10 protein-coding genes are annotated in these 13,359 nt (G+C 65.7%); 7 read left to right on the top strand and 3 right to left on the bottom strand.

Annotated elements, in window-relative coordinates:
- The first annotated feature begins 231 nt into the window (after window positions 1–231).
- The 3 genes from D5S19_RS16200 to D5S19_RS16210 all read left to right on the top strand — a co-directional run bounded on the left by D5S19_RS16200 (window position 232) and on the right by D5S19_RS16210 (window position 3,011).
- A complete protein-coding gene (locus tag D5S19_RS16200) occupies window positions 232–1,545 on the top strand; it encodes a recombinase family protein (protein ID WP_233573960.1) in 1,314 nt (437 codons plus the stop codon).
- A 447-nt stretch (window positions 1,546–1,992) separates the two neighbouring features.
- The gene (locus D5S19_RS16205) at window positions 1,993–2,208 is read left to right on the top strand and encodes a hypothetical protein (RefSeq protein WP_233573961.1); all 216 of its coding nucleotides are present in this window, start codon (window positions 1,993–1,995) and stop codon (window positions 2,206–2,208) included.
- Between the two features lie 143 nt (window positions 2,209–2,351).
- Window positions 2,352–3,011 carry a thiaminase II/PqqC family protein gene (locus tag D5S19_RS16210; protein ID WP_120024184.1) on the top strand — a complete coding sequence of 220 codons (660 nt, stop codon included), beginning with the start codon at window positions 2,352–2,354 and terminating at the stop codon, window positions 3,009–3,011.
- Here D5S19_RS16210 and D5S19_RS16215 read toward each other — a convergent pair.
- The 3 genes from D5S19_RS16215 to D5S19_RS16225 are packed head-to-tail and all read right to left on the bottom strand — an operon-like array spanning window position 2,971 to window position 5,180.
- Window positions 2,971–4,092 carry an MAB_1171c family putative transporter gene (locus tag D5S19_RS16215; RefSeq protein WP_147397412.1) on the bottom strand — a complete coding sequence of 374 codons (1,122 nt, stop codon included), beginning with the start codon at window positions 4,090–4,092 and terminating at the stop codon, window positions 2,971–2,973. The genes D5S19_RS16210 and D5S19_RS16215 overlap by 41 nt on opposite strands.
- Window positions 4,093–4,115: 23 nt before the next feature.
- Window positions 4,116–4,706, bottom strand: a complete 591-nt coding sequence (locus D5S19_RS16220) for a hypothetical protein (protein WP_147397413.1) — start codon at window positions 4,704–4,706, stop codon at window positions 4,116–4,118.
- A gap of 3 nt (window positions 4,707–4,709) precedes the next feature.
- Complete coding sequence (locus tag D5S19_RS16225) at window positions 4,710–5,180, bottom strand: hypothetical protein (protein WP_120024187.1); 471 nt, start codon at window positions 5,178–5,180, stop codon at window positions 4,710–4,712.
- 1,017 nt (window positions 5,181–6,197) lie between these two features.
- On the opposite strand from D5S19_RS16225, the gene D5S19_RS16230 reads away from it, so the two are divergent.
- The 4 genes from D5S19_RS16230 to D5S19_RS16245 are packed head-to-tail and all read left to right on the top strand — an operon-like array spanning window position 6,198 to window position 13,344.
- Window positions 6,198–7,592, top strand: a complete 1,395-nt coding sequence (locus D5S19_RS16230; protein ID WP_120024188.1) for an FAD-binding oxidoreductase — start codon at window positions 6,198–6,200, stop codon at window positions 7,590–7,592.
- Between the two features lie 25 nt (window positions 7,593–7,617).
- Window positions 7,618–8,667, top strand: coding sequence for an amino acid--tRNA ligase-related protein (locus tag D5S19_RS16235; protein ID WP_233573963.1), 1,050 nt, complete (start codon window positions 7,618–7,620; stop codon window positions 8,665–8,667).
- 22 nt (window positions 8,668–8,689) lie between these two features.
- Window positions 8,690–9,721: a TauD/TfdA family dioxygenase gene (locus D5S19_RS16240; protein WP_120024190.1), complete on the top strand. Its 1,032-nt coding sequence runs from the start codon at window positions 8,690–8,692 to the stop codon at window positions 9,719–9,721.
- Window positions 9,718–13,344, top strand: a complete 3,627-nt coding sequence (locus D5S19_RS16245) for an alpha/beta fold hydrolase (protein ID WP_120024191.1) — start codon at window positions 9,718–9,720, stop codon at window positions 13,342–13,344. The genes D5S19_RS16240 and D5S19_RS16245 overlap by 4 nt, the downstream gene beginning before the upstream one ends.
- The last annotated feature ends 15 nt before the right edge of the window (window positions 13,345–13,359 follow it).

Genomic DNA, 13,359 nt, shown 5'->3' on the forward strand with positions numbered 1-13,359 from the left:
TCAAGTCAGCTCGCCCGGCCACCGCTAGGCTGGCCACGAGGTCTCCGGTGTTCTCGATCTTCTTCGTCGTTGATCGATCTACCGGAGACCTCACCTATTTGATCACCGACACGCCGGTACGGCTCTTTATTCGGGATCTTGGCTGGTCAACACTTCGAGACACGCCCTAGTGCGGAATTTGTGTGCGCTGTCGCTGCCCGTCGTGGCCGTGGGTCACGCGCCAGCGAGCGGGTGACGGGTGTGCGGTTTGCGTTTTACGGTCGGATGTCGACGAGTGATTGTCAGGATCCGGTGACGTCGCGGGCTTGGCAGCGCGCGGTGGCGGATGAACTAGTCGAGGACCACGGCGAAGTCGTGGTCGAGTTTTTCGATGAGAGCCGGTCGCGGCGGTGGTCGTGGGCCGAGCGCCCAGCCGCTGCGGCGCTGCTCGCGGCGGCTGAGGCTTCGGATCGGCAGTTCGATGCCGTGGTGGTCGGGGAGTATGAGCGGGCGTTCTACGGCGATCAGTTCCGGGACGTCGTGGCCCGGCTGGAGGCGGTCGGGGTGCGGGTCTGGCTGCCGGAGGCGGGTGGGCCGGTGGGATTGGGCAGTCCGGTGCATCAGGCCTTGTTGGTGCTGTTGGGTGCGCAGGCGCAGCGAGAGGTGATGCGGGCGCGGCATCGGGTGATGGCGGCGATGAGTGCGCAGACTCGGGTGCAGGGCCGGTTTCTGGGCGGACGCCCGCCGTATGGATACCGGCTGGCCGACGTCGGGCCGCACCCGAACGCCATTCAGGCGCGGTGGGGGCGCCGGGTGCACGTGCTGGAACCGGATCCAGCCACCGCAGGGTGGGTGCGGTGGATGTTCGAACAGCGCGCTCGTGGCCGGTCGGTGGCATCGTTGGCGCGGGAGCTGAACGAGCGAGGTGTGCCGTGCCCGTCGAGGGTGGATCGGAAGCGCAATACGCATCGGCCGGGTTCGGGGTGGATTGTACGGACGGTGCAGTCGATTTTAGAGAATCCGCGGTACACCGGCCGCCAGGTGTGGAATCGCCAATCCAGCAAGGGCCACGGCGGGGGAGGCCGTGTCGGTGGCCGTGGTTCCGGCGCGGTGTCCTGGAATCGGGCAGGGGAGTGGGAGGTGTCCGAACGGCTGGCGCATGCCCCGTTGGTTGACGATGCGCAGTTTGTTGCGGTGCAGAGGATCAGGGCTGCCCGGCGCACGAAAGACGGTCCGCCCCGTCGGTACGTGCTGGCCGGTCTGGTGGTGTGCGGGGTATGCGGTCGCCGGATGGATGCGCACTGGGTGCACGGTCGCCCGGGGTATCGGTGCCGACACGGCCGCAGCAGCGGCCCACGACGACCGGACGATCCAGTTCCCTACGTCTATGTGCGCGAGGACCATCTCCTTGAGCTGCTACCTGGCTTGCTTGCACCCCGAACGCCGGCGGACAGCCAGCCAACTGCCGTGGCGAGACACCTGGGTGATCACGAGCTGGAGATCGTCTGTAGTCACAATCGTCGCGAAGTCAGGCCGCAGTTCGGAGGAGAGACATCAGTCCGATGAGCGGACCAGGGCAACTGAGCATGGACCTACTCTCCGAGGCACCGTCGGCGAATGAGGGCGGTACTGCAGAGAGGGTGACCAAGATACTTACCCCACGGGCCGTTGGGCGTGTGGGGTAAAAGTGTGTCCGAGACTCGAACACCTGTTCGTTGCATCCATGCGCAGGATGCGTATTCATGCGACGAACTATAGCTCTGCTCATCGATGAAGCGCCTGCCGTGAACTGCGACTTTCCGCGACCGTCGGGATCGTCCGGCGTCGCCGCGGTCAGGGTGTTGATGCTCGATGACGACTTCCGTGGGGCGCAGGTTCGAGCCTTCGACGGGACTAACAAGGGATGGGAACGGGGCTGGCCAGGGGCATTCTATTGGCACGTTGGTCGTCGGGGCGAGCTTCGGGCTTGGGTGGTGCTGGCCGAGTTGCGCGCTGTCGTGAGCGAGGATGGACTTGGACGCTGATGCCGCGCGCTTCGAGTTGGTGACGCTCAAGGCGCAACATGGTCAGGTGGACGAGGTGCAGGCCGGGCATGAAGCGGTGCCGGCGGCCAGAACTCGGGTGTCGGGCCTGGACCATCCCGGCACCGCGGCTGCGACGTTGCTGTCGCTGCGCGTCGCGGCTGACCGGACCGTAGTCGACAACGCAGGGGTCGCGGCTGGGATCTGACGCCGAGTCCTTCGGCCGTTGCGGTGGCGGCTATGCGCTCCGCAAGGAGCCCGGTGCGGGCGAGCAACCCGAACCGCGCAGTGCCAGGGCAGCCTGGTCATTGGTAGCGTTGCGGGGACAGCGGTGACGAAGGGGGTATTTGCGTGGCTTGTTCGGCGCGTGACGTGATTGCCGAGTTGGAACGCAATCTGAAGCCTGGACCTGGGGATAACAAGTTCATCCCGCTGGTGGCGGAAGGTCGTGTGCCCCTACCGGTGCTTGGGGCGTTCGCCGCCGAGCAGATCTTCATCATCCGAAGCGCGCAGCGGAGTTTCCTCACCCTCGCGGCGTGCTCCGAAGAGTTGGCCATCGAATTCTTCACCCGCCGGACCCGCCGGGCGAACCAGGCGATAGCGGATTCTATCCGCTTCGCGGAAGCGTGCGGTTTCAGCGAAGAAGATCTACGCGATTACGAGCCGCTGCCTGGATGCCAAGCATACGCCGCGTATTACGCCTGGCTTGCTCTTAACGGCGATACGTTGGACGTCGCTTTGGCGATGGTACCCAACTATGACACCTGGGGCACCTACTGCGGCCAGTTGCTCCCATCCCTGCGCGAGATCTACGAGTTCACCGATGACCAGGTCGCGTTCTTCGAGCTCTTTACCCCGCCGCCGACGGAATTAGATGAGCAGGCGGTGGCTGTCATCCAGCAAGGGCTGGACGAGGACTGGCGGCCGAAGCACGCTCTCCGCTATGGTCGGCTGCTGCAGTCCTACGAGCTCATGTTCTGGAATACCCTGGCAGATCGGGCTGGTTCCTGAGCCCCTGGATCAGCGGTGTGGCCCGGACCCGGGCGACGTCGAGCAGGAAGGCCGTTTCGCTCCGGACGTCGTCTCCGCCGAGGCGGGTGATGTCCTGGGCGTGCGGCTGCGGTCGTTCTCCGGTCGCCTTGGCTCGGCGGGCGATTTCGATCCAGCATGCGGTGAACGTCGGCTCGCGATCGGGCGGGTCGATCCGGTGCTTGGCCAGGTAGGCGCGCAGGTGTTCCAGCGTTTCCAGGGTGACGTATTCGCGCAAAGTGAGAATCGCGTCGCGCGTTTCGATGATCCGGCGATACAAGCGCAGCTCCACCGGATATCCACCTAGTCGGGACTGCGTGGCGCCCAGGGCGACGTGTGGCACGGATTCGACCAGGTCACGCCACAACGGTGCGATTTGCCGATATACCCAAAGGTTTCCGACGGCGCGGACCACACTGTTGAAGACCGGTAGAATCGCACCGGCCGCGACGAAAAGAACCTCGACGAGTTCCAGGCCGGTGAAGTACCCGATCCACTGGGTGTTGCCGGTCAGGAGCGAGTCCATCAGTACCACCCACATCAGGCAGACGATCGTCAGCCCGGCGCCGAGTGCGAGCAGACCACCGCGCAGAGTCCAATCACGCGCCTGGAACGCGTAGCGCCAGCAGACGTACACGCAGCACAGCATGGCGGTGAAGTGATAGACACTGAAGATCCCCCAGTAGATGGTGGGCAGCGCGGAATCCTCCGGTCGCGGCATCTGTGTGGTCGCGAAGATCCAGACCATCGAACCGGACACGACGAAGGCCGTGGCGCACCAGAGGAGCACGCCACGCCGCTTCGACGCCGCCATCAGCACGACGCAGACGAGAGCGGTCCCGTCCACGACCGTGATGAGGTGACTGGCGAGATAGAGCGCGAACGGATCGAGCCAGCGCCCGGCGGCAGTCAGGACCTCCGGCATGTGGAGCGTCATGGCAACCGTGATGAGCGCCACCGCTGTCCATAGCGGACGTTGTTGCCGGTCGCGGATACTTTGGGGTGCGCGGACGAGCGTGACCAGCCACATCAGGGCGACGCCGATGGTCTCTATCGAAAGCAAGTGTCACGACCTCCTGAAATGAGCTATCGCGGGCGGTAGCCGAGCTTCTCTTCCAAGCCGCCGAGTACACCCGGAGTCGTCGCGTCGGCCTGCTCGGCCGAGGTGAGGATGAGGCTGGCGATCAGCTCTGCCTCTTCCTCCTGGGGATCGTCGTAGCGTACGCGGCCGAGCAGCCGGCGGACCAACTGCGGTTGCAGGTCCGGAAAGAGTTCCTGCGCGTCCAGATTCTCGCGCGGTGCCAAGACCGTGTGGCCGCCGAGCATATGGCCGATTTCGTGCAGGATGATGTGTTCCTGGTGCAACCGACTGGTCTGCTCTTCGACGAAGATGTGATCTTCCTCGTCCGTCGCGAGCCATACCCCGCAGGGTTTGTCCGCTGGCGCATGGTGCGGCGCGGTGTGCAGGTGGATCCGGCGGCGTCGGCTGCGTGCGACCTGGTCGATGAACGACCCGATCGAGAAGGGCCGCGGAATCGGGACGTTCACAAGCACCGCCCGGCAGCGCTTCAGCAGGTGGCGTTCCTTCAGTGTGTTCTGTCCTCTCGGTCGCTGTGTCGGTTGCCTCGCGGCGGCGAAGCCGCGGCAATAGCACACGGTGCCAGCCAGGTTCGACACGTGCTAGTCGGATTCGGTATCGCCGTGGTTGGGCAGCGGACCGAGCTTTTGTCGCTTGCGCGCCTCGTCGACCATCTCGGAGATCGAGTTCAAGGCATCGGCAGACAGTCCGTCCGCGCGCAGGGCGATGCTCCGGACCTGCGCGTCGCGCAGCGCCATTGCCAGCCGGAGCTGGCTGTGGACGCGATCGGCGACCTGGTCGTTGACAAAGTATTCCGGTGGCACGCCGAAGAACTCAGCGAGTACGTCCAGCTGCTCGAGCGTGACGTTCCACTTCTTGCCGGTTGAGAGCTCCCACAGGTACGTCCCCGAGATTGAGCGACCAGAGGATTCGTGGATTTCCTTCGCGAGCTTCGCGAATCCAGGACGCGTGTGCGGATCAGGATACAGGGCTGAGATGAGTTCATTGAGACGGAGGTCAATACGCCTTACGGGTGATCCACGGACTGGGTCGGGCGCCGAGTCGGTGCTCATTTTTTCCTTTCGGTCGACAGGTGGCTGAGGCGGTTGCCGTACACCTCAATAGGCCAATCGGGTGAAGTCATTCCAGCCCATTCGCTATAGTTGACAGGCTCACTGAGCGTATGGATATACTTGCGGTCAGTCAATGTGAGGATACAGGTCAGTGCAATCATGACCAGGGGGGTGTGATAGTTCTGGCGAGGGCAGGTAGCTGGTGTGCCGAGTTGTCAATTCGTGAGCAGTAGGCGGCGAGGGTTTCGAGGATCTTGTCCGCGTTTTGGTCCTAGTGAAGGGTTGGGGTTCTTGTCCCATTTAAAGGATTTGATTCCCGTCGGCCGCGACGCGGTGTCCGAGAACCTCTACGTCGGGCTCTCTGGAAAAGTGTGATGACCGGCGAATATGACCTTAAGACGTGCGCCGTCGTAGCAAGAAGGCGAAGTCGTATCGTTCCCGCGTTGACCAGGCGTTTTGGGTAAGGCGCGGAGATGGCACATGTAGGTGGCCTGTTGACCGAAGGACGTCGGGTAGTTACCACGGGTGCGGGTGGTGTCGGTAAGATGCGACTTGCGGAGGAACTGCTGCGGTCGATTCTCGGCGACTATGAGTCTGCCCCTGCTGTGGTTGAAGGTAACGGCGACAATCACTGTTGCTCTGGTCTGGGCCTACGGTTAACCTTAAAGTGAGGTAAACCTCGTTGGATCCGTGGACTAAATGGGTTGACGTTCGCGGCGGTCAGGAGACTGACTCGCGTCAGTAGATTTTTTTTAAGGGGGAGTCGTGACGTTGTGGAAGCCTTCGATCGTGGTGAGTTCACTGTAATCGAATTTTCTGTGCTCGCGAGCGGGTGATCCGAGTAGGGTCGTACGTGCCCGGCCCGCTATTCGTGATATGAATATCAGCGGCGGCACATGGTTGGCAATTCGACCAAAAATACGATAAATTAGATCACTTTCTGCGCGTGCATGTGTGTGCAGAAAGTGATCTAAATCTGCCCTGCGCCGGTGGTGCCACTACGTGAAATGGATACGAATGCGCGAACGTCTATTGAAGTCGATCAGCCCGCGCTCGCTGTTGGGTGATCGTGCCATTTGCCCGGGTGACGAACAGTACGACATTCAGCGGCGCGTCTGGAACAGCATGCACAATCGTCGCCCGGCAGTGATCGCCCAGTGTGTGAACGCCGACGAGGTCGGCGCGGTCCTGCGGTGGGCGCGTTCTGAAGGGCTCGCGGTCTCAGTACGCGGCGGTGGGCACAACGTCGCAGGATCTGCTGTCGCTGACAATGCTGTCATGATTGATCTTGCGCTCATGAACTCGGTCGACGTCGATCCTGTGGCGATGGTTGCGGTGGCCGGGGGCGGCGCCTTGCTACGTGATCTCGACGCGGCGACGACGACGCACGGACTGGCGTGCCCGGCAGGTGTGGTGTCCCACACGGGCTTGGGGGGACTGACCCTCGGCGGCGGATATGGTTGGCTCGCTCGCAAGTGGGGGCTGACATGCGACCACCTCGCCGCGGCTGAGGTCGTCCTGGCGGACGGCGCGATCGTGGAGGCATCACCGACCGACCACGAGGACCTGTTCTGGGCGCTACGCGGCGGTGGTGGAAACTTCGGCGTCGTCACAAGGTTCACGCTTCGGCTGCGGAACGTCGGTCCGGTTGTCCACCAGACCGGTGTGTACGCGCTTGCCACGGCATACGAAGCGCTGGTCGCCTACGCCGGATTCGCTGAAGAACAGCAGCTTGACCTGCACACCGTCGGCGCGTTGAAGATCGCAGGTAACCACGAATGGATCCCGGAACGACTGCGCGGCAAGCCGGCTCTCTTCCTTACCGCTTGCTGGTTCGGGCCTCCGTCCGACGGCCCTGACGTGATCGCGCCGCTGTTCCGGTCGGTGCCGCCTGGCGGTCGTCTCGACCAGGTGCTGTCCTACGCCAGCCTGCAGGCGTTGGGCGACTACAGCGAACCAGCAGGAAACAGGTACTTCACCAAATCCTGTTACCTCAGCGACATCACGAGCGCTGCGGCTATCGCGCTCGTCAATGCGAGCGATGAGATCACGTCGCCGCTGTCGAGCATCGATTTTGAGTTCCTGCGCGGAGCAATCGTGGACGTTCCCGATGGTGAATCGGCGGTCCCCAACCGGGACGCGCCCTACATCGTCACGGCATCGGCACAGTGGACGAACGCCGGAGAGGACGAGACGCACGCACAGTGGTCGCGGCGGACTGTCGACAGCCTTGTGCCGTGGCAGCACGGTGGCGCGTACGTCAACTACGTTCAGGACGCGCAAGGCGAGGGCACCACGGACATCTACGGCGAGAGCCGTTACCGCCGACTGGCGGCCACAAAATCGCTCTACGACCCCGAGAATGTCTTCCGCCACAACCAGAACATTCCGCCAGTCGAGACGGGGCAGTAGCCCGTCACGCCAGAAAGGCAGACATGTGAACCCCACCGTGACAACTGTCGAGCCGCCTGCCAGCTGGGGCAGCAACGATCTGGAAGCGTTGGCTCGGTACCTTGGATCACCCTGGTACCGGTTGGTCGGCGACCTGCACGACATCATCCACGTGACCACCCTGCGGTACGCGAGCTCTCGCGGTCTGAAGAACCTCTTCCTGCCCGTGACCACCCGCACCGTGACGTGCCCGACGGCGTTGGGGAGCGACTCCGAGCCCGTGCCGGTAACCGTGAGTGGCGTGAACACGTATCTCGCCGACTCCATGCAGTTCGCCCTGGAGTACGGCTGCCGGGTCGCGCCGGGTGGTTGCTACACGATCATGCCGTCGTTCCGGGGCGAGAAGCCGGACGAGACGCATCTCGGCCAGTACACGCATAGCGAGGCCGAGCTCCCCGGCGGCATGAATACCCTGATCGAGTACGTGACCGGCTACGTCCAGGCGCTGGCCGGGGCGATTCTCGACGGTGCCGGCGACCGGCTGGCGCAGGCGCGCGGTGATGTTTCCCATCTCGTCAGGATGGTCGAGACGAAGGGGAAGTTCGCCGAGCTGACGTTCGACGAGGCCGTTTGCACCGTGGCCGACGTCGACGGAACCGTCCGGAAAGAGGGGGAGTGGCGCACGTTCACCCGGAAAGGCGAGCGACTGCTGATGCAACGCGTCAGCGAATTCGTCTGGGTGCATCACTTCGACAGTCTTGCTGTGCCGTTCTACCAGGCCTTCGGTGACGAGAGCGGGGCGACGGCCAAGAGCGCCGACCTGTACTTCGGCATGGGGGAGGTCGTGGGTTCGGGAGAACGCCACGCCAGCGCGGAGGAACTGCGGAAGTCCATCGCGCTGCATGGGGTCAACGAGCAGGAATATACCTGGTATATCCGTATGAAAGAGGAATTCCCGATGCTGACGTCCGGATTCGGGATGGGCGTCGACCGGTTCCTGATGTGGGTGCTGAAGCATGACGACATCCGGGACATCCCGTTGATCTCGCGCACAGCCGAGCCGAAGTCGTGGCCCGCGTCCGTCACCCGCCCGTGACCAGTCGACCCAGAGGAGCGACATGACCACCCCATCACCGCTGAACTCACCGGCCGCCCGGCGGCGTGTGGCCGTCTCCGCCGAGGACCTGGTGACGGTCGAACTCCCCGACCGCGGTGTTCCGGCCGTTGCCCGCCCCACCGTGCCGACGGTCGGACTGGCCGCGTGGATGCGGGACAGCAAGCCACGGGTCCAGGACATCCTGAACGAGCGTGGAGCCGTGCTGTTCCGCGGGTTCGCGATCCGGAAACCCGTGGACTTCCAGGCGGTCGTCAGGGAGTGGTCGCCGGCTCTGCTCAACTACACCTACGGTTCGACGCCCCGCAGGTCCACTGTGGAGGGTGTCTACACGTCGACCGACTACCCGGCGGACCAGACCATCCTGCAGCACAACGAAATGGCCTACGCCAGGGTCTGGCCCAGGTACCTGTGGTTCTACTGCGAGACCGCGGCAACGGCCGGGGGCGCGACCCCGCTGGCCGACAACCGCAGGATCAGCGAGCGCCTGGACCCGGCGTTGGTCGAGTCGTTCGCGGCCAGGGGAGTCCGGTACGTGCGCAACTACGGCAGCGGGCTGGGCGTCACCTGGCAGCAGGCCTTCGAGACCGAGGACCCGAACGAGGTCGAAGAGTTCTGCAGGGCTTGGGAGATCGACTTCGCCTGGCAGGAGCCTGACCGGTTGTGGACGTCTCAGAGGTGCCAGGCCGTGGCCGAGCACCCGGACACCGGTGTCGATCTCTGGTTCAACCAGGCACACCTCTTCCACACCTCAGCGCTGCCTGCGGACGTCCGGGCCTCGATGCTCGACCTCGATCCCGGTCAGCTCCCCCGGCAGGCGTACTACGGTGACGGCGAACCGATCGAAGACTCCACTTTGGACGAGGTGCGCGCGGCGCTCGAGGCCGAGATCGTCCGGGAGCCGTGGGAACGCGGCGACGTCCTGCTGATCGACAACATGCTCGTCTCGCACGGAAGGGACCCGTTCGAGGGATCGCGTCGAGTCCTGGTGGCCATGACCGACGAACACGACGGACGCATCGGAGCTACGCGATGACCGCGCTCGAGGAGGACGTGAGTGGCTACCAGTTGTCGCCGCAACAACAGGCCCTGTACCGCCGGCACGGCGGAGCCGACCGGGTGTCCCGGCGCATCCGGACGGACGGGACGATCAGCGTCGACGACGTCGCCGGTCGGTTGTCGGCGATGGTGGCGGCACATGAAGCGCTGCGCACCCGTTACGTCGACGTGGCCGGGTTGAGCGTGCCGGTCCAGGTGGTCGACGAACCGGACGGTGTCACGATCGAACCGCTGCCCGGAGGTGGCGCCGTCGTGCGGGCCGGCGCGGTTTCGGTCGAGCACTCCTCCACTTCCGGCGGCACCGAACTCGTTGTGGATTTGCCCCGGTTGAGCACGGATCCGGCGTCCTGGGACCTGCTCGCCGGCACGCTGACGGGTGTGCCGGTCGCGCCGGGCGAGGTGCTCCAGTACGCGGATGTGGCCGTCTGGCTGCAAGAGCAGCTGGTCGACGCGGCACCGGTGGCGACGACGACGCGGTCGCACCTCCCGTTCGTGATGGCCGACGACAGCGTCTCGCACGTGTCGTCGACGATTCCCGCCACGACGCTGCGGCGGGTCCAGGAGGTCGCTGAAGAACTGGCGGTGGACGAGGCCGCCGTGGTATTCGCGGCGTGGGAAAGCGTCTATGTGCGCTACACGCGCACCGAGGAACATCACGCGGTGGTCGTCACGGACGGACGTTCCGCGCCTGGCCTCGGGAATGTCGTCGGCCCGCTCGAACGGCCGGTACCGCTGTCGTTCGAACTCGGCCAGGAGACGCCGTTCACCGAGGCCGTGAAGGCCGCGCACGCGGCACTGACGGACGCGAAAGCCGCCGAGTACGAGTTCGATCCGGCCGAGGTCGCCCAGCGGGCCACCTCCTTCGCGTTCCGGTACCGCGAGAACGGCCTGGCCGACTCGCCGGACGTCCTGGCCGACCTGCACCTGGACTGCCTGTCCGGTCCCGAGGGACTGCTCGTCGCCGTGGCGGCGAAGGGGGCGAACGCCGAGGACCTCGGTTCACTCATCGAGGCGTTCGGTCATCTCCTGGCCGACGCGGTGACCGAGCCGGCGCGGCAGATCGGTGTCCTTCTCCTTGTGGCACAACCGGAACAGGAACCGGAGCCGGTCAGCCGGCTGGAAACGGCGCTGCAGGGCATCCTCGCGCGCGCAGACGAGCAGCCGGACGCGCCTGCGGTCGTCTGCGGCGCGGCCGTCGTGACGTACCGGGAGCTGGTCGACCGGGCCGCTGCGCTCGCCGGCGTGCTGCGGGAACACGGTGTCCGCCCCGGTGCGCTGGTGCCGGTGATGGCCGAGACGGCGGTGGAGACCGTCGTGGCGATGGTGGGGACCTGGCTGGCGGAAGCCGCCTTCGTCCCGCTCGACCCGGACTGGCCACAGGCCCGGAGGGACACCGTCGTCCGCGACGTCGCGGCCCCGGTGATCGTCCAGCACGATCTTGCGATTCTGGACGTCGACCCGCGGCCGGAACCCATGACGAGGAGGGGGGTCGCCTACGTCATCTACACCTCGGGAACCTCCGGGACCTCCAAGGGCGTGGTCATCGGCCACGAGCAGCTCGCGCACTACGTCGCCGCGAGCAGCGAGGTGTTCCGCATCGGCAGCGACACGCGTTCCGTCGCGATGTCCACGCTGGCCGCGGACCTGGCGTACACCGCCATCTTCCCGGTGCTGGCGAAGGGTGGCCGCGTCCACCTGATCGACAGCGACGTGGCCACCGATCCGGCCGCGCTCGCGGAACGGCTGCGCCGGCACCCGGCCGACCTGATGAAACTCGTGCCGTCGCACCTGACCGCCTTACTCGCGGCAGCGGACGACCCGGCCGCGCTGCTGCCGCGGGAAGTCCTCGTCCTGGGCGGTGAGTTCCTCCCGCCGTCGCTCGCCGACCGGTTGCAGGGGCTGGCACCGGACCTCCGCGTGTACAACCACTACGGAGCGACCGAGACGACCATCGGAGCGGTGTGTCATCTGGTCGGCACCGCTCGCGACGTTCGGCTGAGGTCCATTCCGGTCGGGGCGGGGTTCGGCGGCAACTCCGTCACCGTCGTCGACAGCGCGGGCGCGCTCCTGCCGCCGTGGTGTCCCGGTGAGGTCATGATCAGCGGACCCCACGTGGGACTCGGCTACCTGGGCGGTCGGCCCGGCGGCTTCGACGGGAGGCGATACCGGCTCGGCGACCTCGGCCGGCTCGTGCCCGGTGCAGGGGTCGAGGTGCTCGGTCGGCTCGACGACCAGGTCAAACTGCGTGGACACCGGATCGGTCTCGGCGAGATCCAGGGGTCCGTGCGGCGTCTGAACGGGGTGGTGGCGGCGACCGTGATCGCCCGGGAGGACGAGAGCGGGCTGATCAGCCATCTCGACGCGTACGTTGTCCTCGACGCCGACGCCGACGCCACGACCGCGGACCTGGAGGAGCGGCTGCGGCGCGAACTGCCGCCCGCCTGGGTGCCGTCCAGGTGGCGGGCGGTGGAGAAGCTTCCGCTCACCAGCAACGGCAAGCTCGACCGATCGGCGCTCACCCCGGTCGAACCGCAGCGCACCCGGTCGGCGCGACCGACCGACTCCGTCGAACAGCGCCTGCTGGTCATCTGGGAGGAGGTCGTCCGCGTAGGCGACATCTCCCGCGATGACGACTTCTTCGATCTCGGCGCCAACTCGCTGGACGCGATCAAGCTGATCGCGCGGGTCAACCGGGCGTTCGGCAGCAACCTGCCCATGGCGTCGATCATGCGGGCCCGGACCGTCGCCGCCACCGCCGACCTGATCCGCAGTGGGAAGTTCCACGACTCGAACCTCGTGCCGTTGCGACAGGGACCCGTCACCTCACCGGTGTTCTGCTTCCATCCCGGCGGAGGAACGACGCTCTGCTACTGGGATCTCGCGCGGACGCTGCCGGCGGAGCACCAGGTGGTGGGCGTGGAGGCGATCGGCCTGCACGGGAAGCCGCCGCACGACGACTTCGCCGTCATGACCGAGGACTACGCCGCGGCCATTGCCGCCGGTGGCTACGGCCCACCGGTGCTGGTCGGCTGGTGTTTCGGCGGTCTGGTCGCCCGCGGGACCGCGGACGCGCTGCGGCGCGCCGGGCACGACGTGGAGTTGCTCGTCCTGATCGACTGCCCGGCTCCGGGGTTCGACGACAACACCGACGATGCGCTCCAAGAGGCGCAGCTGCTGACCGAGTCGAAGCTCGCCAGCAAGTTCGCGTGGCACTTCGAACCCGAGCTGCCGTCGATGCACGCCGAGGCGCCCAGCAGGTACGAACTCATGCTCAAGGCGATGCAGACCGGCGGTCACCTGCCAGAGGGCACGGCCGAGGACGAAGTGAAGACGATCTTCGACGTCTACGCGGCGAACTCCCAGGCCTGGGAGGAGTACGCCGTCGGGCAAGTCGACCAGGGCGTCGACTACCCGGTGCTGCTCGTGCGAGCTGAGGCGGACGGTGCCCTCGCCGACACGGACCGCACCTGGGGTTGGGGCTCGCTGATCGGCCCGGACCTGCGGTTCGCGTCGGTTACCGCGGACCACCACAGCATCATGCGGCCGCCGGCGGTCGCAGAGCTGGCATCTGTGATCACCCAGATCCGCAACGCCCGGTAGGACTCTCTCCCAGAA

Origin of the sequence: Amycolatopsis panacis, from assembly GCF_003600245.1 — a bacterium.
Taxonomy (GTDB): domain Bacteria; phylum Actinomycetota; class Actinomycetes; order Mycobacteriales; family Pseudonocardiaceae; genus Amycolatopsis; species Amycolatopsis sulphurea.

Bases quoted from the DNA above. Each gene is read 5' to 3' on its own strand.
- D5S19_RS16225 (WP_120024187.1), bottom strand. From the start codon at position 5,180: ATGAGCACCGACTCGGCGCCCGACCCAGTCCGTGGATCACCCGTAAGG.
- D5S19_RS16230 (WP_120024188.1), top strand. From the start codon at position 6,198: ATGCGCGAACGTCTATTGAAGTCGATCAGCCCGCGCTCGCTGTTGGGT.
- D5S19_RS16240 (WP_120024190.1), top strand. From the start codon at position 8,690: ATGACCACCCCATCACCGCTGAACTCACCGGCCGCCCGGCGGCGTGTG.
- D5S19_RS16245 (WP_120024191.1), top strand. From the start codon at position 9,718: ATGACCGCGCTCGAGGAGGACGTGAGTGGCTACCAGTTGTCGCCGCAA.